Source organism: Bacillus sp. RCC_6_1 (assembly GCF_041360755.1).
Lineage (GTDB): Bacteria > Bacillota > Bacilli > Bacillales > Bacillaceae_G > Bacillus_A > Bacillus_A cereus.
Map to the genome: position 1 here is coordinate 54,008 of NZ_JBFUPV010000006.1, position 26,058 is coordinate 80,065.

The window sequence follows — 26,058 nt, forward strand, 5'->3', positions numbered from 1 at the left end:
AATTATATTTTTCTGAATTTTCTTTTTATTTAGAGGGTTTTTCAATATTTTTTGCGAAACATTTGTATAACAATTTTTTCTTTGCTTATTGCTACATAATAGTAGGTTCGGGTGGAGTTTTGCAAGCGTTTCCTATACAATAACCGATATTTTTTGACTTTTCCTAACAAAATATCTTGCAATATATTCAGAAAGTCATTACAATTGCCATATATTAAAAATCTTAGCAATATATAAATCCTCATCAATCCGATGAGGTAGAGGTTGCGACTTTTAATAGTAAAACGGACGAGACACAGAGAATGTCACCGACTCCGTTTGAAAGGAAAAGTTGCCGAAGTTTATATTTCTTCTCTGGAAATATGAGCTGGGGCTGTCTCCGAAAGGAACAGAACTGTCACGTTTACAAAATTACCGTGTAAACGTGGGGTGCTATCTTAACGGAAGGGTATGATGGGGTGGTTATTTGTGAAACGTTCCGCCAAATTCCTTTGGCGGTTTTTTGTATTTTTCTCCCCCGCTCCTTCCTAACCTACAAGAAAAGGAGTGTTGAACATGAATAGCGCAACAAATCAATCTACCTCTAAAACGCAAACTACACAAGGACAAGGTGAATTAAAACGCGGATTAAAATCGCGTCACCTTACGATGATTTCTCTCGGCGGTACAATTGGTACCGGACTATTTCTTGCCAGCGGTGGTGTCATCCATTCAGCTGGTCCTGGCGGCGCATTAATTGCATACGCCGCAATTGGAATTATGGTTTACTTCTTAATGACAAGCTTAGCTGAACTCGCAGCTTACATGCCTGTTACTGGATCTTTTAGTACGTATGCAACAAAATTTGTTGATCCATCACTTGGCTTTGCACTTGGATGGAACTATTGGTATAACTGGGCCATTACAATCGCTGCTGAACTTGCAGCCGTAACATTAATTATGAAATTTTGGTTCCCAGATACCCCTTCTCTTATTTGGAGTGGATTATGTTTAGCTATTATTTTCCTTTTAAACTACTTATCTGTTAAAGGGTTTGGTGAATCTGAATATTGGTTCGCACTTATTAAAGTAGTTACTATTATTATCTTTTTAATTGTCGGCTTCATGATGATTTTCGGAATTATGGGCGGCGAAACTGTTGGCTTCAAAAACTTCACTGTTGCAGATGCTCCATTTAACGGCGGCATCATGGCAATTATCGGTGTGTTTATGGCAGCTGGTTTCTCCTTCCAAGGTACTGAATTGTTAGGAGTTGCTGCTGGTGAAACATCTGATCCAGAGCGTAATATTCCGAAAGCAATTCGTTCTATCTTTTGGCGTATTCTTTTATTCTATATCCTTGCGATTCTCGTTATCGGTTTATTAATTCCTTATACGACTGAAAGCCTTGCTGCAAGTGATGTAACAGTAAGTCCATTTACACTTATTTTTGAAAAAGCGGGCGTTGCCTTTGCTGCCTCTGTTATGAACGCTGTTATTTTAACGGCAGTACTATCTGCTGGTAACTCTGGTATGTACGCATCAACTCGTATGCTTTGGGATTTAGCTCGCCAAGGAAAAGCACCAAAATTCTTAGGCAAATTAGATAGCCGCGGTGTACCTGTAAACGCATTAATCGTAACGTCAATTGTCGGTAGTATCGCTTTCATTGCTTCTTTATTCGGTGACGGTGTTGTATACATTTGGTTATTAAACGCATCTGGAATGTCTGGCTTTATCGCATGGGTTGGAATAGCAATTAGTCATTACCGTTTCCGTAAAGCATATACCGTACAAGGCAAAGATTTAAAAGACTTACCATATAGAGCAAAATGGTTCCCATTCGGTCCAATCTTCGCATTTACACTTTGTATCATCGTAATTTTAGGACAAAACTACGGCGCATTTATGGGTGAATCAATCGATTGGAACGGCGTACTCGTTTCTTACATCGGTTTACCACTCTTCTTAGTACTATGGTTAGGATATAAATTTACGAAAAAAACAAAAGTGATTCCACTTGATAAATGTGAACTAAAATAAAGTGAAACGAGCAAACAAATTTGTTTGCTCGTTTTTTATTGCAAACCTCTTTGCTTCCCTATTACTCCTGTTTTTGCCATAATAGAAGAAATATAATTAAAGGTTGGGATACAATGAACATTCGCATTACTGATGAAGCAAAAGCAGCTATACATAGATTAGAACGTAAAGACAAAAAGATCATTCGCATTAGAGGGACAATGACAAACTCTTGTAGTATTTTCGTTGATGTCGATTTAATTTGGGATACATATAACGCAGATGATGTTGTATATGAAGATGCAGATCTTATCGTACAAATGGATTCATTCACGAAAGACTACACTGGTGATACGGTGAAACTTGATTATAAGACGACAGGTTTTAGTATTACGACTCCGAGTGAGACTTTAGTTTATGGATTGTCGATTAAAAAATAAAAATTGTTTTCATTTGACCACTGAGGTGAAAAAATGGGTAAATATGTTCCGTTAAAATTTTTATTTAACGAAGAATTAGCAGAAAAAATGGCTGATTCTATTTGTAAACACGATCCTACTTTCTCTAAAAGAAACTTTGTATCTTCCGTAACATGTAAAGTTGAAAATTTAGAGTTAAAGCAGCGTATTGAAGTAATAGCAGATGAATTACATAATGCATTACAAAAAGATTTTAATGAAGCAATACATATATTACTAAAAACATTAGGCCCAGAAAATACAACAGAAGTAGGCACATTTACAAACGGATATATGTACATGCCTCTTGCAAAATACGTTGAAAAATATGGACTTAACGACTTTGAAACCTCATTCAACGCCATGTATGAAATAACGAAAAGAAATACTGCTGAATATGCCATTCGGCCTTTTCTTGAAACATACCATGAAGACACACTAAATATATTACAACAGTGGATTTATGACGAAAACAACCACATTAGAAGATTAGTTTCTGAAGGTACAAGACCAAGGCTTCCTTGGGCTAAAAAAATAGAAGCTCTAAAAGATGATTTTAAGTACAATTTACAGCTTCTTGAACCATTAATGAATGACCCTTCTAAATATGTTCAAAAATCTGTAGCCAATCATATGAACGATATTACGAAAGAAGATAAAGAACTCGTTTTTCAGTGGTTACAGCAATTACGTGATAAACAGCATCCTATTAATCCTTGGATTATAAAACATGGACTAAGAACAGTAATAAAAAGTGGTACTTTACCAAAAAATTTTTCTTTTTAAGTATTTTAAACAAAACCGCTTATGCTTCAAAAATGAAGCATAAGCGGTTTTCCTTTTGAATACAGAAATAACAAACATAAAAAGTACTTTAAATTTCTTCTTTATATCATTATTTTACTAACTCTTCTATGTTATTACTTTCCTTAATTTTTTCGGATGATAGCCAGAGTGAATAACTTGTTCCATCCTTGTTCCTTAAATATATGTTAAATTCCTTATTATATAGTTCTTCTTTAAGAATAGTGACTACCTTTCTCAAATCATCTATTACATATGGATCATTTCTATATTTTATCTCACTGTCATTGAAAACTAATGTCAATTCATACTCTAGACAATTGCCGTCTTTCGGGTGTGGACAAGTAATATCCTCAATTTCAAAACGATCATTTTGAATTTCATTTAACCTTACGCCTACTTTTGTTTCAGTTTGAACCAAATATGTCCAATAACCGCTTACTGTGTTTTTCATTGTTAAAAGCAGTTCTTCTTTCGTTATAGCTTTTTGCACATTTTGAAAAGGCAAGCCTATAGATTCACCATTATAATCCTCAATTTCAAGTGTTGTTATCTTTCTATTACTCTTCTGAATGAATTGGATTAGAGCATATAAACGATCTAATTCTTTTGATTCAAATTGACTGTAATCAATCTTGTCACTCATTTTTAAAGTTAATAATAACTTATCCGTTGGTTTCTCCTCTATATCATCATCCACTATATATTGAAAAACATTTTTATTTTCAGGTTCCACGTAACCTAATTTTTTAATTTCTTCTAGCATTGGTTTAAATTTCTTATATTCCTCATATGTTTTTTTTCCGTATTGATATTCATCACCTTTTATTCTTGAATATAAGAAGCCATCTACCTCTACTCTAAATTGAATATTTTTGTTATTTTTTGCTTGAACAGTATGATATGTATGCCCCATATTCCCTTCGTTTATAGCACCCCAATGTGTTACAATCACATCAATTCCGTGCTTTTTTTTCACATATTTTTTCACCTGATCGTCATCTTTATAATTACACCCACTTAAACATAAGAAACATAACAATACTAACATTACATTTTTCATTCTTTTCATATAGCACCTTGCCCTCTTTTCGCATAAACAAAATATTCCATATATAAAGAATACTAAATCGCTGAATGTTTTCAAAGAATTAAAATATTTTTACACTCGGTTTATATATCTATTTCTTTTATTAATGGCTCTAATAAGTTTTAATATTGATAATCGAATATAATAAAAAGAAACCTAAATTTAAGGTTTCCCATTTTTACCAACAATTTAAATTTTAATAGATATTTTTTAGCCAAGTAATAATTCGTAGTACCTGAAACGACTCAAACCAAGTAATGAAAAACAGGAAAACAAAGAAAGAGATAAGTGATATGAATTTTAATCTTCCATCTTCACGTCTAACAATCGCTATAATACTCAGAACCACTCCAATTAAAAAAGAAATATATCCTAATAGGATAATAGGCTCAGAATAGCTATCTATTATCCTATTTAATCCAAATAATAACATTCCAAAAGTCATCAAGGTTATTGAAAATACACTAAATTTTTCCATAATTCAACCTCCAATATAATTTTACTATTTTATGGAGAGAATAATTTTTTTATGCGTATGGATGAACAATTACACTATAAAATTAGATAACTCAATTTATTTTTTCATTAAACAACTGCCTTCTTTTATACCCTCAAAGGATTTTCACTCAATTAACCCGAATATATAAATAACAATTCTCACAAGGAGTAACTTTATATGAATCTATTCGAACACGAAACATAAAACCGTTCCACTTTAATAAGAGGTCCTCCCTTTTTCTTTTCTCATCATATCATCCATAAAAAAAATAGGAGGACATAATTATGAAACGTGATCCATTATTTTTAACTTTATTAGAAAGTGCAAATACACATTTTAGCGGCTGGGATTTTTCTTTCATTTCAGAAACAGGTCGAATGAAGAGCGAGCCTTTATCGTGGTCATACGGCAGTACTGCTTTTCAGCTTATGCAACGTGCAGAATCAATGCTCGATATGGGTACTGGCGGCGGAGAGTTTTTATCTATGTTACAACCGTTCCCGTCAACTATATTCGCTACTGAGGGCTACGCTCCAAATGTGCCAATTGCTCGAAAGAAATTAGAGCCTTTAGGGGTTACCGTTGTAGAAGTGACCGATGATACCGCTTTGCCATTTCAAGATGGTCAATTTAATTTAATTATAAATCAACATGAATCGTATGCTGCTTCTGAGGTAAACAGAATTCTTTCTCCAAGTGGCGTTTTTCTTACACAACAAGTTGGCGGTCTTGATTGCGCGGAACTTAATGAGCAGTTTGGCTCACCACTAAATAGCGAATTTGCAAGTTGGTCTCTCGAAACCGCATGCAGTGAGTTAAAGCAAAATGGATTTACTATCTTAGATGCAAAAGAGGAATTCCCTTTCCAACGCTTTTATGACATTGGCGCTATCGTCTATTATTTAAAAGCGATTCCGTGGCAAATTCCTGATTTTACTGTTGAAAGGTATTGTGAGGAATTATATCGTATACATGAAATCATCTTACAAAAAGGTTATTTTGATGTGAAGCAACATCGTTTTATGATTAAGGCGATTTGTAGCTAACAAAAAGAGGTGGCAAAGCCACCTCCTTTTTGCTCCGTTTACATATGTTCTCTACTCTTTCATAATAAGAAAAGTTATATCATGCATATTACAATTATGACCAATGAATTGTATTTCTGAAACATATAATCACCTCGCATATATGATGAGAGCAAAAACGTGATTTTTCACTTTCCTCTTCTATTGAGAAACAAGTTGTTTTTCATATCGTTTGTTCGTATAATCTTCTGTCAAACATGCAGTTGTGTAATGAATAATATTCCGGTTATCATACGTAAACATATGTTCTAACTTATTTTCTTCTGTTAATACTGTCGGTAAGTATTTTGGTAAATTGCTAACTACTCCTCTATTATCACCATCTAATATCCAATCAATTTCTTTCCATTCTAATAAGCCTTCAGCCGTACGTAATGGTGTATTCATTTGCATTCCATCTGGTAAATCAGCAACGAACACATACATTCCTTCACTAGCCTGGGGCTCATCTTTACCTTTAAAACCAACAGTCCCTTTATACGTTACACTTGAAAGTTCTATGCCCGTTTCCTCAAACGTTTCTCTAATTATTCCTTCGTATGGCGTTTCATTATCTTCTATTTTTCCTCCAACACCGTTCCACATCCCCATATTCGGTTTTTTATTTCTATTTAATAGCAGTATTTTATCGCTTTTTCTAATAAAGCAAATTGTGTATTTGTACATACGATCATTTCCTTTCATTTTCCACATGAGTTATTTGGCTTATTTTCAAGTATCGACGAGTCTAAACATAAATTTTTCATATCATTTAATCCAAAAGGTTTTTTAAAGAAAATAAAGTGAAACTTTAATAAGTGGGGTTTTGCTCCTTTCCCACTTATTCTATTATTTTCATTTTTGAAAAAGGATAATATACAAATTCCACCTTGCCAATTATGTTATCTTCTTCAATATATCCTAAGCCATTTCGACTATCTCTACTTACTTCGCGGTTATCTCCCATTACAAATAACTTATTTGGCGGAATTTTTGTCTTTTGAAAGTTATAAAACACTTGTGTGTTGTTAAATAAATCTTTGTTTGTATATGGTTCTTCTTGCTTTTTATCGTTCACATATACCTTTCCGTTCGTTATGTTAATTACATCACCAGGAAGCCCTATTACACGTTTCACATAATATTTCGATTCATCCGCTTCCTTTATAATGACAATTTCTCCGTGTTGTAAATTAGAAAGACGTACTACTGCTTTATTTACAAATACGTAGTCTTCTTCATATAAAGTCGGCTGCATCGATTCCCCTTCCACCTTACATAAAGTAAAAGAATGGTAGCCTATGACTATCACCAATATAAATAGTATGTACTTTCCCCAGCCTCTCTTAATCTCCTTTTTCATATCCATTCCCACCTTATAAAGCGCTTTTTAACTCAAAAAATATATCACTGCACAATATGTTTCCATGCAGTGATACTATTTTTACTGTGTCTTGTTCGGTTGTTCTACTGGAATTGAATTTGTATTTGATCTATTTGTTTTTAATTCAAAATACGCATCCAAAATCTCTTTACCAATCGCAGAATTAATTCCTGATTTATCATCATTCACCCATGGTACAACAACTGAAAAAGCTACTTCCGGATCAGCATCATATGGTGCATAACCGGCAAGAGTTAAATTATAACATTTTTTTCGGTTGTTGTTCTCATCTCTTCCAATATCACTTTCTCCACCATATACTGTCTCAGCTGTTCCTGTTTTTCCCGCTGGTTTATATGGTAGACCTTTAAACGTTCCGGTACCTGTTCCGTCAGCTTCTTGAAAAACTCTTCTAAATCCTTCTTTTACATGATTAATGTACGAAGTGTCCATATCCACTCTATTTAATACAACTGGTTCAATCGACCGAACGACTTTTCCTACATCCTCTGGTCTATTCGGTTGCTCTCTAACTTCTTGTACAATTTGTGGCTTCATTCGGTAACCGCCATTTGCAATGGTTGAAATATATTGTGCAAGCTGAAGCGGCGTATATGTATCATACTGTCCAATCGCGTAATCAAGTAAAAATCCGGGTATGTTATCAGTTCTACCTACTTGACCAATTGATTCATTTGGCAGGTCAATACCAGTCGACACACCTAGGCCAAATTGTCTAAAATAGTAGCGCATTTTATTAAATGTTTCTTGTTTAATATCTAATGGATTGTTTGGGACATAATTAATGCCTGCCATTTTTAAAGCCGTATTAAACATATAAACGTTCGATGACACTTGCAAAGCTCTTAAATCATCAATATCCCCAAATTCTTTCCACGATTTCTTCGGCTTAGAACTTCCTTTAAAATACATTGGTGCATCAAAGAAATGTGTATACGGCTTAATCGCTTCTGTTTGATATCCAGTTAATAAAGTAGCACCTTTTACAGTTGACCCTAACTCATAAGAACTTGTCATCGTTCCTAATGCATAATCTTCTATTTGCATACCGCCATCTTTATTTACAATTTTCTTTCCTGCCATTGATAAAATTTGACCGTTTTTCGGATTCATCATTACTACGAACGCACGATCCATCATCGGCTCTGCAGCATGAAAGGCTCGTAAATTCTTTTCAAGGCTTCCCTCTACTCTTTTCTGTAAATCCATATCGACTGTTAACATCAAGTTATTTCCACTTTTTCCTTCAGTCACTTTTTCTGTTCGAACAATCTTCCCTGCTTTATCCATAATATTTTTAGACTGTTCTTTCGTTCCATGTAGTGCATCTTCGTATTGTTTTTCAATGTAACTTTTACCAATACGGTCGTTTCGATTATAATCACGAACTAAATAATAATCTAATTGTTCTCTTGGCAACCCTTCATTTTCATTAGAAACGCTACCTAGTATAGAGCGCAGTATTTTATCATTTGGGTATTCACGTTCCCAATCTACTGTCGTATCTACCCCCGGTAAACTTGCCAACCTTTCACTAACGACAGCATATTCATTTTGACTTACATCTTTTTTAACGATTTGCGGCGTCATTTTATATCCCGCATTCATTTTGCTTTTAATGGCTAGTACTTCTAGGTCTTCTTTTGAAAGTTCACTTAATTCTTCTTGTGTAATTCTTTCCCTACGTAACTCTTCAACTTTTTTATCTAATTCTTTCCCTTCTATCTCCTGCTTTCTAAATTTACTCTCATCTTCTTTCGTTACTTTCGCTGCTGCCCGCTTTTCATTTAACTGCATCCAAAAATCCTTTTTATCTGTTTCTGTTAACTTGTCTATGTCCTCTTGCGACATTTCAATTAGTTTGGCTAAATCTCTTGCTACTTGTAAAACTTCTTTCGTGTCTACTCCTCTCATTTTCGTATATGTAACGGTTCGCAATGGTTTATTATTTACAATAACGTGACCTTGCCGATCAAACATTTTCCCTCTAGGAACGGGAGTGCTTACCGTTACATCTTCCTTTTTATTTACTTCATTTCTATACGTTTCTCCATCAATGATTTGTACTTTACCTAATTGAATTATAATAGCTGAAAATAAAAGAAAGACAATAAAAAATAGTACATTTAACCGAAATGGAATATGAGTCTTTTTCTTTTTCGATAGTTTTTTCTGCTCCTTTTTCTGTCTCATTTCGCTCCCTCGCTTCATTCTATTAACATTTCTACGCAAAGTCATTATGTATCAAATTTATTTATATGATATATATAGAATTTTATATTAATTATAAAAGAAATAAAAGATTTAATTTTCAGTTTTCTATTTTTATATCCTATTTATTACCATTCCCTGAATGCAAAATAACATGAATATTATTCTAAAAGAAAAATGGGGCAAATTGATTTTTATAAATTATAGAGATGTTGTTACTACATTATCAAAATGTTTTCATATGGCTTAAAACAGCGATTACCCAAATAAAAAACTGAGGTAGATACCTCAGTTTTTTCGTTAACTTATTTCATTGAAGATAACCCTTCAACAAACTCACCAATCTTATTTTGAAAAACAAAGTCAAAGTTATATTCCTGTCCTGTTAACTCTTCATTTACTAAAATAGTTGTTGCCCCTACTTCTCTCTTTGCGATTTCCGGGAATGAAGCGACAGGTTGTACTTTTAATGACGTTCCCATAACGAGAAGTACATCTGTTTCATATAAACGTTTCATCGCATTTTGATATTGAGGCAGTGTATCTCCGTATAAAACAACGTCTGGATTTAAAATGAAATTACACTTCTGACAGCGCGGTACTTCATGATCAATCATATACTGTAAATCATAGCCTGATTTACATTTTGGACAATGTGCTGTTTGAAGTGTTCCATGTAAATCAATAACATGCTTACTGCCACCTAATTGATGTAAACCGTCAATATTTTGCGTTAAAATCGTAATATCTTTCCCTTGTTCTTCTAGCTCAGCTAAAAAACGATGTCCACGATTTGGTTTATATTGATGGAACGTATTAATTTGAAAGATTTCTTTATAATGCTTCCAAAATTCTTTCGGACTTCGGTTATAGTACCCTCTTGATAAGTACATCTCCACATTCGCATCAGCATACAATCCATTTGCTGAACGAAAATCTGGGATACCACTTTCCGTACTTGCACCAGCGCCTGTTAATACTGTAATTTTCTTCGCTTTTTCTAAAATTGAACGTACCTCTTCAAATTGTTGCACAAAAATCACCTCTATGTATTTTCCTATTCTTATTATACCAGTTGTTTACAGGAGGTGTTGTACAATTCATTTTACTTAATGCGTTGCGCCGCCAACCTCTACAATATCTACTTCAACTGTCATCGTTACTTCGATTGCCAATTCTATCCCCTTACGAATAGTAGAAAGTGACATACTCGGTTGCCCTGGATAGTTACTCGCTTGTTCTGGTAAAAACGGAATATGAATGAATCCGCCTTTTATTTTCTTATCATGTTTCTCTAGTTCATGCATAAGTCCATAGAATAAGTGATTACAAACGAATGTGCCTGCCGTCTGTGAAACAGATGACGGTATGCCCTCTTCGCGAAGTTTTTTTACGATTGCTTTCATCGGGAGTGTGGACCAATACGCAATCGCTCCTTCTTCTACAACCGGTACATCTACCGGCTGATTCCCTTCATTATCAGCAATTCTTGCATCATCAATATTAATTGCGACACGTTCTATCGTAATATCTGTTCTGCCCCCAGCTTGTCCAATGCATATAATAATTTTCGGCGCTAGTTCTTCTATATACTCTTTTAATACGCTTATTGATTTATGAAATACTGTTGGGACTTGTTTGCTTATTATCTTGTATTCTCCAATTGTTTTTTCATGCAAACCTTTTGCTACTTCCCAAGCTGGATTGATATTTTCTCCGCCAAACGGATCAAACCCTGTTAATAATACTGTTTTCATAGTTTTATCCTCCTAATTAGAAACGATATACAAGGCCGTACATAATAAACATATTTATGATAAAAATTGAAAGAGCAATTGGTACTTGCGCTTTAATAACCGCATTTTTATCCTTTAGCTCTAAAAGCATCGCAGGTACGATATTAAAGTTTGCTGCCATTGGAGTAAGTAGCGTTCCGCAATATCCAGCAAACATACCGAGTGCTGCCATAATTGCCGGGTTTCCTCCGTGCATTTGAACAATTAAAGGTAAGCCAATTCCGCCAGTAATAACAGCAAACGCTGCGAATGCATTTCCCATTACGACTGTAAATAGCATCATGCCTAAACAGTACGCCATAACAGCAACGAACGGATACTCTGTCGGCAGCACTTGTCCGACTAAATCTGAAACAACTTGCCCAACGCCAGACTTCGCGAATATACCGCCAAGTGCTGCTAACATTTGTGGTAAAATTACAGCCCAGCCGACAGCTTGTAATAGTCTGCTTCCTTCTTGTACAGGCGTTGTTATTTTTGATTTTGTAATACGCATCGCCGCAACAAATGCAAGTAATGCACCAAGCGCTAATGCAACTAACGTTACTTTATCTGGATCAACAAGAGAGACATTTCCCCATTTGATTTTCCCTAACGTCAACGTACCGATAATTGTAAAAATAGGAATTAAAAGTGCAGGCATAAAAATTTTATTTTTTAATTTCTCAGCATGTTTCACACGTTCTTGCACAGGTACTTCTTTCTCCTCTGATTTTGTTACTTTATTCATTGAAGCTAAAACGACCATAGCGAGCACTATACAGCCAACGTAAAACGAAGGAATTACATTTCCGAATAAAAATGTAACTGCAAACAATGCCCAAAATAAACTAGAACCGAATCTGTTTGGATGTTCACGATCGAATGCGATACGAACAGCGATAAAAGCAACGATTATCCCTAATACATAATAGATTGTATCCATTGTGATGATGTTCATATTAGATTGCCTCCTTCTCTTCTTTTCCTTCTGCCTTCATTGTTTTCTCTATATATTTATCAAACCTTCTAAATCTAATCCAGCTTACAATAAGTGCAGATATTGCTGTCGGAATGCCCCAAAGTGCCATATCCCATACTCCGACATGCATACCTACTGAATCGAAGAATCCTTTCATTAATAAAATAGCTCCAGTTGCGATGAAAATATCTTCTCCGAAAAACCAAGCTGTATTTTCAGCAGCTGCTGCGTTTGCTTTAATCTTTTCTCTTAATTTTTCAGGAAGTTTACCGTATTTACCTTGCGCGGCCCCTTCTGCCATCGGTGCAACGAGCGGCCTTACTGTTTGCGCATGCCCACCAATATTAAGCCCTAGTGCTGCTGACGATTCTCTTATCGTAAAATATGACATTAATACTCTTCCAGTTGTTGCTCCTTTTGATTTCGTTATAAGTGCTTCTGCTCTTTCTTTTAAACCGTAACGCTCTAAAATTCCGATTACTGGTAAAGTTAATATAATTGGCATAGACATATATCTATTTTCTATGAAAAATTTACCGAACATGCTGATCACATCATAAAAACTTAACCCTGAAACCATACCAGTAACAATACCTGCAACCATAACTACTAAAAGTGTATTTAATCTAAATAAAAAGCCCACTGCAACAAGTAGTATTCCGATTAATTTAATCATCCCAGCACTTCCCCCTATTTTTTATTTCGGTGCACAAATAGAAACACCGTTAAGTTTGAATGTTCTGTATATTCTTTCTGCAAATTGCACTGCTTTTTCCCCATCACCGTGTAAACAAATCGTTTGCGCCTGAACTGCTACTTTCTTTCCATTGACCGCATATACTTGGCCTTCTTTCACCATTTGAAGTACTTGCTTTATCGCTTCGTCTTCATCTTTTATAAGCGCATTTTCTTCTGTACGGCTCGTTAATGTACCATCTTGCTTATATGTACGATCCGCAAAAGCCTCTTGTACGAGAGTTACTTTGTATTTTTCTGCAGCCTGTATAAACGCCTCGCTATTTGCTAATCCGTAAAGTAATAGACTTGGATTTATATGATAAATTGCCTTTGCGATTGCATCTGCAATTTCCGGATTAGACGCCGCCATATTATATAAAGCACCGTGCGGCTTTACGTGCTGCATCTTCCCGCCAGCCACTTTTACAAACCCGTCTAATGCGCCGATTTGATATAAAACATAATCGTATACTTCACTTGCTGAAACATTCATGTTTCTTCTACCAAATCCAATTAAATCAGGAAATCCAGGATGCGCCCCTATTGCTACGTTATGCTCCAAAGCTTTTTCAACAGTTTGACGCATAATAGACGGATCACCCGCATGAAAACCGCAAGCAACGTTTATAGAGGAAACGAACGGAAGAATTTCATCATCATTCCCCATTTTATAAGCTCCAAAACTTTCTCCTAAATCACAGTTTAAATCGATTGTAGTCACAATGTATTCCTCCTAATTCCAGCTTCGTAAAGCGATGAATTTCTTTAATAGATTCATATTTACTTCCTGTTCTATGTACAATTGTTCCGCTTCTTCAAGCGTAATTTTCTCAAAAGAAACATAGTCCCCCGGCTTTAGCTGGGCAAGAAGAGGTAAATCTACTGAAATGATATTTCCCATTCTCGGATAGCCACCTGTCGTTTGCCTATCTGCCATTAATATAATCGGCTGTCCGCCATTAGGAACTTGAATGGTTCCAAATGTAACAGGACTCGATAAAATCTCTTTTTCTTCAATCCTATTTAAAACTTCTCCCTCAACCCTATAGCCCATACGGTCAGCATAATTAGATACCTTATACTCTTTCGTAAAAAATGCCTTTCTACTTTCTTCTGTAAATTGATCGTATTCAAAGTCAGCTATGACACGAAGCTTAGGATGTTTCTTATACTTTGGTAGTACGCTGTTGCTAATTACCCATTTCGTTTTTATTCGCTCATCTTTTTGTAAGTCTTGAATGAAACGATTCGCCATTTCTGAGTACGTACCAATTTGAAAACAATCTCCTTTTTTCATCATTCTTCCTTCTATACCACCAATCGCAGCACGTATGTACGTACTTTTGCTTCCCATTGTACCCTCAATATGTATACCACCCGCAAAAGTCACATACGCTCTACAACCACTTTTCACTTTTCCAAAACAAAGCATACTACCTTCTTCCGCTAAAATGGGACGCCATAATGGGATACGTTCTCCATTTAACAACGGTTCCATATCAACCCCACCAATTGCGAGTAAAGTCGTTTTCTTTATTAACAATTTAGGACCTAAAATCGTCATTTCTAATCCTGCTTCATTCTCTTCATTACCGACTAACATATTGATGAGCCTAAGCGCATTTTTATCCATAGCACCCCCAACAGGTACACCAAACTGTTGATAATAAGATCGCCCTAAATCTTGGACTGTTGTAAACATTCCTGCATGCAAAACTTCTACATCCATTCTTTAGCCCCCTCAAGTGATACGTACTCTTCCTTCGTTATCGGGATAAATCGTAAATACATACCACTTTGAATATATGTTGGCATTTCTTCTTTCGGATTAAATAGAGTAATAGGTGTTCGGCCGATAATATTCCATCCACCTGGTGTTTCAAGCGGATAAATACCTGTTTGATTTCCGCCAATACCTACTGAACCAGGAGAGATTTGTAACCGTGGTTTTTCTTTTCTAGGTGTTTCTAATTCTTTTGATAGTCCTCCTAAATACGGGAACCCTGGTGTAAAACCTACCATATATACAAAATATGTAGTTTCACTATGTATTCGAATCACATCTTCTACTTGTAAACCGTGATAATGCGCGACTTCTTCTAAATCTGGTCCATATTCTCCCCCGTAGCACACTGGTATAGAAATATGTTTCACATCCTGTTTTACTTCTTCTTTATAAGAATCACACAGCTCCTTTATATACTGGCGAACGTAATCATGTGACCTTTCACTTCTCTCATTTCCCTTCCATACTTCGTATACATTGTAGTAAACAGCTAATGAAGTAAACGACGGAACGCACTCTATCATTCCTGCAAACGGATGTTGCTGCAGTGCTTGAAATAACCGCTGTACTTTCTCATATATATCCCTCTTAATTTCTTCACCAAATGTAACAATAATTGCTTGATCCCCTAACGCAGAAAATTTCATCCTACTCCCTCTTTCTATGCCAAAAAGCCGAGTTCTTTCGAAATGCGATGCGCTGTTTCTTTCACCTTCGCAATAAAATATGAAATGTTACTTTCGTTGTACTCAATTGCTAATCCCGAAATACTAATGCCTGCTACAACCGTTCCATCGCTCGCGAAAATGGGTGCTGCTATCGCGGCTGTATGATTTTCTAACTCAGAATAACTAATTGTGTAGCCTTCCTTTTTTGCCATTTGCAACACTTCTAACAATTGTTCCTTATCCACGATTGTTCCATCTGCAAACTGTTTTAAATCCACTTCCTCTATGTATCTCCGTTTCTCTTCCTCGGAGAAATACGATAGTAAAATTCTTGGACATGCACCAGCATAAAGCGGTGCTCTTCTTCCAACCGCCGTATACACGCGTACCGGCTGAACACCCTCCATCTTTTCAACGTAAATTGCCTCATTATCATCTTGAATTATTAAATTAACTGCCTGTCCTAAACTATCCCTAAGTTCTTTCATATAAGGAATTGCTATATTTCTTACTGATAATCGGTGTGAAACAAGTTGACCGAACCGTAAAAATACGACCCCTAAACGATATTTCCCCTTTTCGTTTTTTTGTAAAAACTCCATCTCTTCCAACGAACCAATTAAACGATAAACAGATGTTTTCGGCATATTTGTAAGCTGAACCATCTCAGTTAAACTTAGCTCTTCATGCTCATAAAACAACTCTAAAATATCCATTGTCTTAACTGCCGTTTTATTTATACTCATTCTATCTCCCTTTCGTTCCAAATTACGGAACTTAAATTCCGTTTTTCGAAACAAACATATAATTTAAAATTATAAAATATTCTTTCAATTCAATCAATAGATTTTAAGCAAATAAAAAAGTATGGAAGAATATCTCTCCCATACTTCACCACACTTTATAACGCTCTTACTTGTTCCAACGGCCAGAAAACAGCTTGTCCTTTTCCGACAATTTCATCTTCTGAAATAAAGCCAAACATGCGACCATCCTTAGAAACTTCACGATTATCCCCTAAAACAAATACTTGGCCTTCTGGCACTTTCGTTTTCCCAGTGATTTGTTCTAACGTAAAGTCTGGAGTTAATACACGACCTACTGCTTTTTCTTTAAACTTTTTTAAATATGGTTCTTCCATCGCTTTTCCGTTTACATATAAAACATCATTTTTATACTCAACTGTATCGCCTGGCAAACCAATTACTCGTTTTACTAAATCGTATCCTTCTTTTCCGTGGAAGACGATAATATCAAAGCGATCTAATCCACTTATACTATAACCAATCTTATTCACGAGAACTCGTTCGTTATTTTTTAAAGTGGGCATCATTGATTCACCTTGCACTAAAGAAGGTGTAAATAAAACACCGCGAATAATAGCAATTAATACAAGGGTAAAACCTATCGTTTTAGCCCAAGAGAATAATTCTTTCTTCGTATTTTCCTTCATCGTTTCTCCTCTTTCTTAAGCACTTATTTTATTATTTCAACTAATTCTTGTACTAAATTAGGATCTATTTCAGAAAAACATGATTTTCCTTCTCTTACCGCTGTACCGACATGCGCCTGCGTGATTCCAGTTTCATCTAGCAATCGCTTTATATTTTCTTTCGTCACGCCAGCTCCAGCTACAAGCTGAATTTGACCATCACTTACCTTTTGCATTTCTGTAAGCACCGGAATATTCTCTACTATATTTCCTTGTCCACCTGAAGTTAAAACGTGAGTCACTTTATGAAACTTCTTTAAAGTTCTCATCGCTTCTACTGGATTTTCTATATCATCTATCGCACGGTGGTACGTTACATTTATTCCATCTACAACAGATAGTAAGTCCGCTAATTTCTCTTCATCCACTTCATTTCGTTCATTTAATACGCCTAATACTACACCAGCTGCTCCTAACTTCTGTGCAACTATAATATCTTCTTTCATCATTTCAATTTCTTCTTCCTTATATGTAAAAGACTTCGCATGCGGACGAATCATAACATGAATTGGGATACTTACCGCTTCTACCGCTTTTTTTATAAAAGCATAACTCGGTGTTAAACCACCTTCTGTATAAGATGAAATTAATTCAATCCGCTTCCCGCCAGCGCTTTCAATTCGTTTTACATCTTCTAAACATGTTGCAATAATCTCTAGCATGAGATGACCTCTTTTCGTGCTTTTTTCTTATTATAACATTAGTAAAAATAAGAAGCCTAGCTTTCTCCTTTAAAACTTAAAAAAGAAGAATGAAAAGAAAGATTTTTTTATTGGCAACAATTATTGGTAACATCCTATTATTCATGTACACTCCTACCATAATGAAAAAACCCGTCATTTTGACGGGCTTTTCTAATTTCAAGCTTTTCTTTCCTCAGTTTTCATATCAATGCCTAATTGATCTTCCAATAAATTTACACCTTTCTTTGTAAGATGGACAGCTCGGTTCTTATCCGTTTTCGTAATCCATCCCTGTTCAAAAAGCAGTTTTGCAATTGCAGACCCTAACCAACCAGAAATATGGTAACGCCGTTCACTCCAATCAAGGCAAGGTTTTGCAAATACCCTCCTTTTTGTATCTGCCTCATCAACATTTATTCCAAAATTCAGAAACCATTCCTTACCTTGTTCCGTTACAATGTATTCTCCACCCTCTAAAATTATAAATTGCCTATCTAGTAATTTTTCAGTTATCTCTACACCGAGTTTGCCTGCAAGATGATCATAACAAGTTCGAGCATAACGAATTTGTTTTAGTTGGCTTGATTGTTTTAAAGAGCGAACTTGAACTGTTGGTGCAATTGTCCCTAACTTTTCAAGCACTTCTGCAACTTCTTGATTAGCAAGTCGATAGTAACGATGTCTACCATGTTGTTCAACTGTAAGTAAATTCCCTTCTACTAATTTAGAAAGATGCGAACTAATTGTTGGATGTGACACTTTTGCCATATAAGCCAATTCACTAGCAGGTAGTGCCTGATTATTCATTAGACAATCTAAGATGATTGCTCTTGTAGGTTCAGCAATTAGTTTAGCTATATATGAGATATTCGGATATACATTCATATTTCGATGATACCCTAACTATTAAATTGATACAATTATTTTAAGTTTAATAGTAAAGGAGAATGTATTATGAATGCAATTGATCTTAGTATATTAAATTTAAAAGAAACGAGAAGGCGCTCAGAAAAATTATGGAATTCTCTTCCCGATAATTTTCTTAATTGGAAGCCTGATCCTGAGGCTATGTCCTTTGGTGAAATGATTCGTCACGTATGGAGCTCAACTTTTTACTATCATATGATTATAAAAAACAACGGCTCAATAAACGACATACGTACCCCGTATGATGACGAGCCAATTACTTGTGTAAAAAAAGAAATTGAATTAGCACAATCATGTTTTGCCGATTTCATAGAATATGTTCAATCAATAAGCATAGCAGAGCTAGATACAAGACTTATTGATCGAAGCGATGTTGGCTATCAACGATATTTAGGCGATATGCTATTACGAATTGCCTATCATGATGCGGTCCATGCAGGTCAATTTTTACAATATTTACGAACGGTAAACTTAGAAAGACCATTAATTTGGGATTAAATACGAAAAATGTTTATACAGCCTCCAAACTGGCATTACAATAAGAATTTTTCAACAAGAAACAATCACAAAACCATGATAATCATTTATATTAAAAACCTACATCTCAACTAAGTACTTCATACACATAAAAAGCACGGGTTTGATTACTAATCAAACCCGTGCTTTCAAAACAACTATAATATCCATAAACAATAAAATGTAAGCTTTAAAAACTACGACCGAAACGCCGCATCCGCCAGCATAGACAATGTTGCATCATCCATCGGTGGATTATGCAGTCCTGCTCTGACGTTTAAATAGTAACGATGGAGCGGATTTTTTTCTGATAAACTTTTTGCTCCTACGATGCGCATCGATTTATCCACTATAGATATCGCCGCATTTGTTACAGCATATTTCACGGCTGCTAATTCTACTTGCAGTGATAGTTTATCTTCTGCCTCATCGTACTTTTTCGCAATTTGATATAAAAAGACGCGAGCTTGCATAAGCTCGAGTTCTAATTCTCCAACTAATCTTCTAACATTCGGCAATAAACTAATAGAATGGTTTAAACTGTTTGGCTTGTATGATTCCGCAAATTGAACTGCATAATTTCTTGCTGATTGTGCAATTCCTAAATAACATGCTGGTATATGTAGCAACCAGCCAATACCCTTTTGTTTCACTTTCCCGCCTTTTACATCCGTAAAAAAGCGGTTGTCTATCTCTACATTTTGTAAGACAATGTCGTGGCTAGCAGTCCCTCGCATTGCAACGCTATCCCACGTTTCTTCAATAGATACACCGAGTGTATTTCTCGGAATAACAAACTCACCAACTTCTTCACGGCCTTCCATACTTGCTGAAATAATAAAATAATCAAGTACTGGCGCCATCGTTGTAAAAGTTTTTCTTCCATTTATAACCCACTTCTCGCCTTGTTGAACCGCTATTGTTTCTGGTTTGCCGCCACGCGTCGGACTCCCTGTTTTCGGTTCTGTTGCTGCCCTGTTAAAGAGCGCACCATTACGTACTTCTTCGCAAAACCATTTGAACATCTCATCATTCCAAGAGCGATTTTCCGCTAGCTCTTTCACAATGCCAAGATGCCAGCCAATCGATAATGCAGTAGCTCCGCAGCCTTCCGCGATTTTCTCTTGAAATAAAACAAAGTCATATAAAGAAATCGCACTACCACCAAATTCCTTCGGTAACGTTAATTTCGTATATCCGATATCTTTCAAATCATTTATATTTTCATACGGAAATGATCCCAATTCACTTAGCTGATGCTCCCTTTCCATGAACTTCGGAATCAATTTATTTATTTGTGCAATAATGAAAGATTGTTCTTCTGTTTCAACAAATGAGAGTGCCATACTATAATCTCCTTTATGTTCGATTCATCAACCGCTCACTTTTTCATTATGATTATATGAAGCTACCTCTCTATTGTTTCACTATTCCGATAAAAATACAATGTTTTTGACTAATAAGAAAAGTTCCTATTTAAGGATAGGTTCTTTTCTTATGTTAATCTCCCTTCAATGCCTTTAATGGCAAAGAGGTTACATATCCAATATACGAGAATAATTCTTTAAAGAAGAATGGAATTTCTGTGTCTAACGTTTTATATGCTGATGTCGGCGTTGGTGAAGCATACGCTTCAATATTAATATGTTTTGCAATTCTCATTGCGCGTTTCATATGAAGTGGATCACTTACAATCGTGTATGTGCGTATTCCGTTCTCTATTCCAACTTGCTTCGCATTTTTTAAATTTTCTTCAGTGAAAAGGGATTTAGTTTCAATTAAAATATCTTCCTCTTTTACACCTTGTTTCATTGCATATACTCTTGCAGTACGTGCTTCCTCAAGTTCTGCCTCGAACTTTGTACCACCTGTAAAAATAATCTTTTTAATATTTCCGTTCTTATATAAAGAAATCGCATGATTAATTCTTTCTTTAAATACAGGAGATGGTTTTCCGTTCCACGAAGCTGCTCCTAGTACGATACCAGCATCCGTTTTCACGTCATCATTTGCTTTAAAACGATAACTCCAAATATCGTAAGCTGCATAACTTACATATAAAATAGCAGAACAAATCATTAGTAAAAATACTTGAAAGATTCGTCTTTTCTTACTCTTCTTATTTTCTTTCATTTGTAATTGCCTCCGTACATCATCCATACTTCTATAAAAAACATTTATATCAAATCGTTTTGTTTGAGTTTATTTAAAAGAAGGAACTTTACTTGTTATTTATGTATAAAAGGGTTTTCATTTAAGATTGAGGATTATCAATTCATTTTCATTTGCGGTTTTCATTACATTTTTTAAATTCATAAGTTTATTACCATACAACTACATTGTAACGAATTTTTTCTCAGAAGGGAACGATGAAACAAAAGGAATTAAAATAAAGTAGCATTTTGTAAGAAAAAAGGTATATTTTTCATGTCTCACGAACAATATACCTTTCAAAACACGAATTATAACTTTTCTTTATATAACTCTAATTTTTCTAACAATTGTTCTTTTACGCCTGGCCATTCACTCGAGATAATACTGTACACCACCGCATCTCTCACATAACCATTCGGTAATTTTCTTTCATTTCTAAGCACACCTTCTTTTACTGCGCCTAATCTTTCAATTGCTCGTTGTGCTTTTTCATTTCTTGCATCCGTCTTAATTTGCACTCTCAGCATATGCAGTTTTTCAAAAGCATACTGGAGAAGCATATACTTACACTCTGTATTTATACTCGTACGTTGTACACTCGGATGATACCACGTTTGCCCTAACTCAACTGTCTTATCTTCTACTGAAATATTATATAAACGTGTACTTCCTACAATCTTATTCGACTGTTGATCTACGGTTACGAAAGGTATTTGATTACCTCTTCCGTAGCCCTTTATCGCTTTTTGAACGTATTGTTGCATATCTTGCACACTATCCATTTTAGAGATTAAATACGCCCAAATATCCCGATTTCCTTCTACAATCGAAAACAAAGTTTCGACATCAGTATTATCCATTAACCGCAACTTTGCTCTTTCGTGAATAATTTCCATTTTTAAGCCCCCTTTGCTGTTACTATATCATAAGAATCAAAAACGTATTATAAGAATAAAAAAATATAACGAAAAGAATTCTTTTCAAATATATTCTTCTCGTATAAGGTAGGAAGACCCATCAGTAACCCTTAAAAAATAATTTTTTGATAATTTCCAATAAATTCTATATAATGATAAACGGGAGGGGATAAAAAATGCTAGATCAAATTACTTGGGGAACGCCAGGCAGCTTATTATGCTTAGGGTTCTTTTTTGCGGGACTAGGAATCTTCTTAAGAAGCGTTACGTCGTATACGAAAAATAAATAAGAATATCCCGCTTTTAAACAAAAAAAGCCCTCTTTTTACAGACGGCTTCTTTTGTTTAACTTTATCTTATTAAAACTTCAAAGCAATAAATAAGCAATCGGCGTAATAATAAGTAACGTTAAAATCGTTCTCTGCACATATAAAATAATAAGTTCAGATACTTTTAATGGAATATCTGTTGATAATATACAAGGAATGGAAGCGGAGAAAAACAAAATAGATGATACGGAAACAACTGCAATAACAAACTTTGTCACAATTGGTGCACTTACTACTAATAATGACGGTAAAAACATTTCTGCAATACCAACTGATGCAGCTTTAGCGGCTAAGTCTGCTTCTGGTAATTGTAATAGCCATGTAAACGGATAGAAAATATAACTGATCCAATCAAATATTGGCGTAAACTTCGCTAAGACGATACCAATTAATCCTACTGACATAATGGATGGTAAAATTCCCATCGTCATAATAAATCCGTCTTTTAAATTTAATGCAATATTTTTCATAATGCTCGGTGCAGACTTTGATACTTCTAACGCATCTTCCCAAGCACGTCCTAACATTTTCTCTTTATAAATAGGCTCTGGGAACCCTTCTTCTGTTACATATGTATCTGGTTTTCTACTGAGGGGCGGGATTCTTACGGTGATAGCAGTCACGATGAATGTTACAACAAGTGTAGTCCAAAAATAAACATTCCATAAATGCATAATATCTAATGTTTTTGCGATGATGATCATAAATGTAGCGGATACTGTAGAAAATCCTGTAGCGATAATCGCCGCTTCTTTTGTCGTATACTTTCCTTCTTTATACACGCGATTCGTAATAAGGAGAGCAAGCGAATAACTTCCAACGAAGGACGCAACTGCGTCGATTGCCGATCTCCCCGGCGTATTCCATAATGGCCTCATAATCGGCCGACAAAATGTACCGATAAATTCAAGCAATCCATATCCGACTAATAACGCTAAAAACGCCGAGCCAATTGGAACGAGCAAACTTACTGATATGACTAGCTTCTCATACAAAAACGGTCCAACATCTGGCGCAAAGAACCAAGCTGGTCCTACTTTTAAACAATATAATATGCCAAATACAACGCCAACTACTTTTAAAATAGAAAAACAAATGTCTACGATAGATGCATTCCATTTCTTCGTATAAAATGGATAAATCGCACCAATCGCCATAACGAACAATGCATAATAAGGTACTACGCCTGGAACCGAAGCCCTAATCCACGATACGATATGATCAATCATAATAGACGATGCACCGTTTATCGTAACAGGAACGAAAAACATAAACACTCCAACGAGACTAGCAAGTATAAACCGAAGAATAATCCCCTTCTCTCGCCCTGTCTTAATTACATTACTCTTTAATTCAATTTCACTCAAAATTCGACACCTCCTATTATCTAAATATTCTGTATAATTATGTTATATTCCTTCTTTCCATTTCTACTATTTAATCATATGAAAAAGCCTATTTTAAAATAGGCTTTTTCTACTCCCTCTCATAATCATCCACAATCACTTGAATGATACGATACGATTCTTCTGCTACTTTTTCATTACTATCCCTATTCGTATCATATGTAATTAACGCCTTCCAAAGTGCCCATCCTCTTGCTCTATTCCATATTTCTTCATTCATACGTAACACTTCTTTAAATACGTTTCTGCTATTCTTATCAAAAAAAGTCCATGCCATCGCTGCATCACAAGCCGGATCCCCTACTCCTAAAATACCAAAATCAATTACGGCACAAAGCTTTCCCTCTTTAACGAGTAAATTCCCCGGTGCTACATCTCCATGAACCCAAACTGGCTTACGGTCCCATGTTGAACTAAGTGCTACATTCCAAAGGTGCTTTAATAATGCCTCGTCAAAAACATCCTTATTATTTTCAATAGCAACTCTCGCCTCTTCATCATATACAGATATAAGTCCGCCTCGGTAAAAATTATGTGTTCCAGCTAAAGGTCCGTTACTCGCATTGATAGATTGCAATTCTACTAAAAAAGATCCTAAGTCCGCCGCAAATTCATTTAAATCCCGAACGTTTTGTTTCGTAACTGTTTCTCCCTCTATCCACTTATTAATAGACCAAGGCAATGGATACGCTTCAGACGGATTTCCTTTCGCAAGTGGGGTAGAAATCGGTAAAGAAAGCCCCTTACTTAATATAGGAAGCCAACTATTTTCTTTCTCTACTTGCGGTGCATATGCCGCATCACTTGGCAATCTTACACTCATCTCATACCCTAAGTGAAACGTCCTATTATCATGCCCACTAAACTTTACAGGTTTCACTTCTAAATGGGCCCATTCGGGAAACTGTTCCTGTATTAACTTTTCAACTAAACTTACGTTAATTGGATGCATTCACATTCTCCTTTTCTTTTGAAACTTACTAAGCCCATCCGTACTTCCCACATATTCAAAACCATTTTTCTTATAAAAATCATTTAACGTACGATTATGCCCCACGCAATCTAACTTCAAATACTCTTTGTCATGTTGCACATTCTCTTCTATCCACTGTAAAATCCATTCTCCAATTCCGTTCCCCTTATACTTCCGTTTCACCGCAAATCTATGAATATATAATGAATTAGAAACTTCCTCTTTACCAAAAATATGTTCATCCCATTCATTTTGTTTAGGAGAAACTGTAATCGTACCAACTATTTCATCTTCTTTCATAACAATATACGTATATTTCTCTCTTATACATTCTAGTATTTCAGCCGTAGCTTCCTCTCCTAAAAGATACTGCCACTGATCCACTTCTTTATATTGTAGCCATTGTGCTACTTCTTTTAATAAAAGGATAATACTATCACTTTCATTTTCAGTAGCAATTCGAATTGCATATTCTTTACTTATATTGCTCTCCATATTGCCTTTCCCCTTTCAAATTGCTACCATACTGACAAACGAGTCCTTCCATCATTTTCATCTGTAATATATTCTACATAAAATCCTTGATTCACTGCGTTTTCATACATCATTTCAATCTCTTCTTGGTTTTTCGCATAAATTTGTATATACTCACCATCCGCTACTAATACGACTACTTCACACTTACTCTCCTTAAATTCTTCAAATGTTGCAATTTCTCCTAGTACCTCTCCTTTTGGACATGCTTTTAGATCTAAAAATAAAAGATAATATATGTTATCTTTTATTAGCTTTTTTAATTCTGATCCTTCCATGATCTCGTTATCTTCTGAAAATAATTCTGGACCTAATTCATTCCCTATTATTATATAAGCTTCCTCCCTTCCCATGACTTGCCAATCAAATACAGTAATATCAATTGACTTTAATACTTTCCAAAGTAAATTATCATATCCATCTAGAATATCTACTGTAATCCCTCTTTTCATATGCTTGCTCCTAACTTATTCATTTTCATACATTATATATGAAATGTAATTACTATATTTTGTCGATACATATGTACATCATAAAAAACCGCTCCACTACTAGCGAAACGGTTTCCTTTTGCTTACATTTAAATATTTCATTCAATTGTTGCACTGCGTTTTAAAATAATTTTTAATATATGCACCACATCATT

At 35.2% G+C, this 26,058-nt stretch carries 28 protein-coding genes, 1 pseudogene and 1 riboswitch; of the genes and pseudogenes, 6 read left to right on the plus strand and 23 right to left on the minus strand.

Translation table 11 applies throughout. The annotated features are described in order from the left end of the window. Positions 1–250: 250 nt before the first annotated feature. Positions 251–443: riboswitch (Lysine riboswitch) on the plus strand. A gap of 112 nt (positions 444–555) precedes the next feature. The 3 genes from AB6801_RS18330 to AB6801_RS18340 all read left to right on the plus strand — a co-directional run bounded on the left by AB6801_RS18330 (position 556) and on the right by AB6801_RS18340 (position 3,245). Next, entirely contained in the window at positions 556–2,022 is a 1,467-nt protein-coding gene (locus AB6801_RS18330) for an amino acid permease (protein ID WP_001083389.1), read from the plus strand. Positions 2,023–2,135: 113 nt separating this feature from the next. Continuing rightward, positions 2,136–2,441, plus strand: coding sequence for an iron-sulfur cluster biosynthesis family protein (locus AB6801_RS18335; protein ID WP_001026196.1), 306 nt, complete (start codon positions 2,136–2,138; stop codon positions 2,439–2,441). A 33-nt stretch (positions 2,442–2,474) separates the two neighbouring features. Beyond that, complete coding sequence (locus AB6801_RS18340) at positions 2,475–3,245, plus strand: DNA alkylation repair protein (protein WP_098559394.1); 771 nt, start codon at positions 2,475–2,477, stop codon at positions 3,243–3,245. 109 nt (positions 3,246–3,354) lie between these two features. Here the strand turns inward: AB6801_RS18340 and AB6801_RS18345 are convergent, their stop codons facing one another. Next, positions 3,355–4,335, minus strand: a complete 981-nt coding sequence (locus AB6801_RS18345; protein ID WP_000827153.1) for a hypothetical protein — start codon at positions 4,333–4,335, stop codon at positions 3,355–3,357. Positions 4,336–4,549: 214 nt separating this feature from the next. Beyond that, a complete protein-coding gene (locus tag AB6801_RS18350; protein ID WP_097999190.1) occupies positions 4,550–4,831 on the minus strand; it encodes a hypothetical protein in 282 nt (93 codons plus the stop codon). Positions 4,832–5,136: 305 nt separating this feature from the next. Here AB6801_RS18350 and AB6801_RS18355 point away from each other — a divergent pair, with 305 nt between their 5' ends. Beyond that, complete coding sequence (locus AB6801_RS18355; protein WP_074625304.1) at positions 5,137–5,898, plus strand: class I SAM-dependent methyltransferase; 762 nt, start codon at positions 5,137–5,139, stop codon at positions 5,896–5,898. A 180-nt stretch (positions 5,899–6,078) separates the two neighbouring features. On the opposite strand, the gene AB6801_RS18360 is transcribed toward AB6801_RS18355, so the two are convergent. Next, positions 6,079–6,603 carry an NUDIX hydrolase gene (locus AB6801_RS18360; protein WP_087966911.1) on the minus strand — a complete coding sequence of 175 codons (525 nt, stop codon included), beginning with the start codon at positions 6,601–6,603 and terminating at the stop codon, positions 6,079–6,081. A 51-nt stretch (positions 6,604–6,654) separates the two neighbouring features. On the opposite strand from AB6801_RS18360, the pseudogene AB6801_RS18365 reads away from it, so the two are divergent. Next, positions 6,655–6,723: pseudogene (locus tag AB6801_RS18365) on the plus strand (cephalosporin hydroxylase); the annotation flags it as partial. 34 nt (positions 6,724–6,757) lie between these two features. Here the strand turns inward: AB6801_RS18365 and lepB (AB6801_RS18370) are convergent. From lepB (AB6801_RS18370) to AB6801_RS18430, 13 genes are all read right to left on the minus strand, one after another. After that, positions 6,758–7,279, minus strand: coding sequence for a signal peptidase I (lepB, locus tag AB6801_RS18370; protein ID WP_001986493.1), 522 nt, complete (start codon positions 7,277–7,279; stop codon positions 6,758–6,760). Between the two features lie 81 nt (positions 7,280–7,360). Further along, positions 7,361–9,514 carry a peptidoglycan D,D-transpeptidase FtsI family protein gene (locus AB6801_RS18375; protein WP_097999189.1) on the minus strand — a complete coding sequence of 718 codons (2,154 nt, stop codon included), beginning with the start codon at positions 9,512–9,514 and terminating at the stop codon, positions 7,361–7,363. Between the two features lie 323 nt (positions 9,515–9,837). Continuing rightward, on the minus strand, positions 9,838–10,566 hold the full coding sequence (locus tag AB6801_RS18380) for an NAD-dependent protein deacylase (RefSeq protein ID WP_065224602.1): 729 nt from the start codon (positions 10,564–10,566) through the stop codon (positions 9,838–9,840). A gap of 75 nt (positions 10,567–10,641) precedes the next feature. Continuing rightward, positions 10,642–11,289 (minus strand): pyroglutamyl-peptidase I, encoded by a 648-nt coding sequence (gene pcp / locus AB6801_RS18385; protein ID WP_097999188.1) that lies wholly within the window; start codon positions 11,287–11,289, stop codon positions 10,642–10,644. A 16-nt stretch (positions 11,290–11,305) separates the two neighbouring features. Continuing rightward, on the minus strand, positions 11,306–12,268 hold the full coding sequence (locus AB6801_RS18390) for a DUF979 domain-containing protein (RefSeq protein ID WP_001021668.1): 963 nt from the start codon (positions 12,266–12,268) through the stop codon (positions 11,306–11,308). Position 12,269: 1 nt separating this feature from the next. Continuing rightward, a complete protein-coding gene (locus tag AB6801_RS18395; protein ID WP_000593392.1) occupies positions 12,270–12,965 on the minus strand; it encodes a DUF969 domain-containing protein in 696 nt (231 codons plus the stop codon). Positions 12,966–12,986: 21 nt separating this feature from the next. After that, positions 12,987–13,748: a 5-oxoprolinase subunit PxpA gene (pxpA, locus tag AB6801_RS18400; RefSeq protein WP_098559397.1), complete on the minus strand. Its 762-nt coding sequence runs from the start codon at positions 13,746–13,748 to the stop codon at positions 12,987–12,989. A 12-nt stretch (positions 13,749–13,760) separates the two neighbouring features. Next, positions 13,761–14,756: a 5-oxoprolinase subunit C family protein gene (locus tag AB6801_RS18405; protein WP_000382255.1), complete on the minus strand. Its 996-nt coding sequence runs from the start codon at positions 14,754–14,756 to the stop codon at positions 13,761–13,763. Then, positions 14,747–15,460: a 5-oxoprolinase subunit PxpB gene (gene pxpB / locus AB6801_RS18410; protein WP_097999186.1), complete on the minus strand. Its 714-nt coding sequence runs from the start codon at positions 15,458–15,460 to the stop codon at positions 14,747–14,749. Before pxpB ends, AB6801_RS18405 begins: the two co-directional genes overlap by 10 nt. Before the next feature lie 14 nt (positions 15,461–15,474). After that, the gene (locus AB6801_RS18415; RefSeq protein ID WP_097999185.1) at positions 15,475–16,227 is read right to left on the minus strand and encodes an IclR family transcriptional regulator; all 753 of its coding nucleotides are present in this window, start codon (positions 16,225–16,227) and stop codon (positions 15,475–15,477) included. Between the two features lie 155 nt (positions 16,228–16,382). After that, the gene (gene lepB / locus AB6801_RS18420; RefSeq protein ID WP_000662498.1) at positions 16,383–16,934 is read right to left on the minus strand and encodes a signal peptidase I; all 552 of its coding nucleotides are present in this window, start codon (positions 16,932–16,934) and stop codon (positions 16,383–16,385) included. 23 nt (positions 16,935–16,957) lie between these two features. Next, a complete protein-coding gene (locus AB6801_RS18425; RefSeq protein ID WP_097999184.1) occupies positions 16,958–17,635 on the minus strand; it encodes a copper homeostasis protein CutC in 678 nt (225 codons plus the stop codon). A 198-nt stretch (positions 17,636–17,833) separates the two neighbouring features. Beyond that, positions 17,834–18,541 (minus strand): ArsR/SmtB family transcription factor, encoded by a 708-nt coding sequence (locus tag AB6801_RS18430; RefSeq protein WP_063547792.1) that lies wholly within the window; start codon positions 18,539–18,541, stop codon positions 17,834–17,836. A gap of 69 nt (positions 18,542–18,610) precedes the next feature. Between AB6801_RS18430 and AB6801_RS18435 the strand changes: the two genes are divergently transcribed. After that, positions 18,611–19,081 carry a DinB family protein gene (locus tag AB6801_RS18435; protein ID WP_098559398.1) on the plus strand — a complete coding sequence of 157 codons (471 nt, stop codon included), beginning with the start codon at positions 18,611–18,613 and terminating at the stop codon, positions 19,079–19,081. A 215-nt stretch (positions 19,082–19,296) separates the two neighbouring features. Here the strand turns inward: AB6801_RS18435 and AB6801_RS18440 are convergent, their stop codons facing one another. From AB6801_RS18440 to AB6801_RS18470, 7 genes are all read right to left on the minus strand, one after another. Next, a complete protein-coding gene (locus tag AB6801_RS18440; RefSeq protein WP_097999182.1) occupies positions 19,297–20,445 on the minus strand; it encodes an acyl-CoA dehydrogenase family protein in 1,149 nt (382 codons plus the stop codon). A gap of 154 nt (positions 20,446–20,599) precedes the next feature. After that, positions 20,600–21,232: a YdcF family protein gene (locus tag AB6801_RS18445; RefSeq protein WP_000662216.1), complete on the minus strand. Its 633-nt coding sequence runs from the start codon at positions 21,230–21,232 to the stop codon at positions 20,600–20,602. Between the two features lie 329 nt (positions 21,233–21,561). Continuing rightward, complete coding sequence (locus AB6801_RS18450; RefSeq protein ID WP_000402584.1) at positions 21,562–22,149, minus strand: GNAT family N-acetyltransferase; 588 nt, start codon at positions 22,147–22,149, stop codon at positions 21,562–21,564. A gap of 388 nt (positions 22,150–22,537) precedes the next feature. Further along, positions 22,538–23,866: a YjiH family protein gene (locus AB6801_RS18455; protein WP_097999181.1), complete on the minus strand. Its 1,329-nt coding sequence runs from the start codon at positions 23,864–23,866 to the stop codon at positions 22,538–22,540. Between the two features lie 109 nt (positions 23,867–23,975). Beyond that, positions 23,976–24,857, minus strand: a complete 882-nt coding sequence (locus tag AB6801_RS18460; RefSeq protein WP_097999180.1) for an aminoglycoside phosphotransferase family protein — start codon at positions 24,855–24,857, stop codon at positions 23,976–23,978. Next, complete coding sequence (locus AB6801_RS18465) at positions 24,858–25,373, minus strand: GNAT family N-acetyltransferase (protein WP_061655644.1); 516 nt, start codon at positions 25,371–25,373, stop codon at positions 24,858–24,860. 23 nt (positions 25,374–25,396) lie between these two features. Next, positions 25,397–25,864, minus strand: coding sequence for a DUF2691 family protein (locus AB6801_RS18470; protein WP_097999179.1), 468 nt, complete (start codon positions 25,862–25,864; stop codon positions 25,397–25,399). Between the last annotated feature and the right edge of the window lie 194 nt (positions 25,865–26,058).

Coding starts and splice junctions, on each gene's coding strand:
- lepB (WP_001986493.1), bottom strand. CDS start 7,279: ATGAAAAAGGAGATTAAGAGAGGCTGGGGAAAGTACATACTATTTATA.
- AB6801_RS18465 (WP_061655644.1), bottom strand. CDS start 25,373: ATGGAGAGCAATATAAGTAAAGAATATGCAATTCGAATTGCTACTGAA.
- AB6801_RS18360 (WP_087966911.1), bottom strand. CDS start 6,603: ATGTACAAATACACAATTTGCTTTATTAGAAAAAGCGATAAAATACTG.
- AB6801_RS18375 (WP_097999189.1), bottom strand. CDS start 9,514: ATGAGACAGAAAAAGGAGCAGAAAAAACTATCGAAAAAGAAAAAGACT.
- AB6801_RS18470 (WP_097999179.1), bottom strand. CDS start 25,864: ATGAAAAGAGGGATTACAGTAGATATTCTAGATGGATATGATAATTTA.
- AB6801_RS18425 (WP_097999184.1), bottom strand. CDS start 17,635: ATGCTAGAGATTATTGCAACATGTTTAGAAGATGTAAAACGAATTGAA.
- AB6801_RS18390 (WP_001021668.1), bottom strand. CDS start 12,268: ATGAACATCATCACAATGGATACAATCTATTATGTATTAGGGATAATC.
- AB6801_RS18405 (WP_000382255.1), bottom strand. CDS start 14,756: ATGGATGTAGAAGTTTTGCATGCAGGAATGTTTACAACAGTCCAAGAT.
- AB6801_RS18450 (WP_000402584.1), bottom strand. CDS start 22,149: ATGGAAATTATTCACGAAAGAGCAAAGTTGCGGTTAATGGATAATACT.
- AB6801_RS18330 (WP_001083389.1), top strand. CDS start 556: ATGAATAGCGCAACAAATCAATCTACCTCTAAAACGCAAACTACACAA.
- AB6801_RS18355 (WP_074625304.1), top strand. CDS start 5,137: ATGAAACGTGATCCATTATTTTTAACTTTATTAGAAAGTGCAAATACA.
- lepB (WP_000662498.1), bottom strand. CDS start 16,934: ATGAAGGAAAATACGAAGAAAGAATTATTCTCTTGGGCTAAAACGATA.
- AB6801_RS18335 (WP_001026196.1), top strand. CDS start 2,136: ATGAACATTCGCATTACTGATGAAGCAAAAGCAGCTATACATAGATTA.
- AB6801_RS18350 (WP_097999190.1), bottom strand. CDS start 4,831: ATGGAAAAATTTAGTGTATTTTCAATAACCTTGATGACTTTTGGAATG.
- pxpB (WP_097999186.1), bottom strand. CDS start 15,460: ATGAAATTTTCTGCGTTAGGGGATCAAGCAATTATTGTTACATTTGGT.
- AB6801_RS18435 (WP_098559398.1), top strand. CDS start 18,611: ATGAATGCAATTGATCTTAGTATATTAAATTTAAAAGAAACGAGAAGG.
- AB6801_RS18415 (WP_097999185.1), bottom strand. CDS start 16,227: ATGAGTATAAATAAAACGGCAGTTAAGACAATGGATATTTTAGAGTTG.
- AB6801_RS18460 (WP_097999180.1), bottom strand. CDS start 24,857: ATGCATCCAATTAACGTAAGTTTAGTTGAAAAGTTAATACAGGAACAG.
- pcp (WP_097999188.1), bottom strand. CDS start 11,289: ATGAAAACAGTATTATTAACAGGGTTTGATCCGTTTGGCGGAGAAAAT.
- AB6801_RS18440 (WP_097999182.1), bottom strand. CDS start 20,445: ATGGCACTCTCATTTGTTGAAACAGAAGAACAATCTTTCATTATTGCA.
- AB6801_RS18345 (WP_000827153.1), bottom strand. CDS start 4,335: ATGAAAAGAATGAAAAATGTAATGTTAGTATTGTTATGTTTCTTATGT.
- AB6801_RS18445 (WP_000662216.1), bottom strand. CDS start 21,232: ATGAAAGAAAATAAGAAGAGTAAGAAAAGACGAATCTTTCAAGTATTT.
- AB6801_RS18340 (WP_098559394.1), top strand. CDS start 2,475: ATGGGTAAATATGTTCCGTTAAAATTTTTATTTAACGAAGAATTAGCA.
- AB6801_RS18395 (WP_000593392.1), bottom strand. CDS start 12,965: ATGATTAAATTAATCGGAATACTACTTGTTGCAGTGGGCTTTTTATTT.
- AB6801_RS18430 (WP_063547792.1), bottom strand. CDS start 18,541: ATGAATGTATATCCGAATATCTCATATATAGCTAAACTAATTGCTGAA.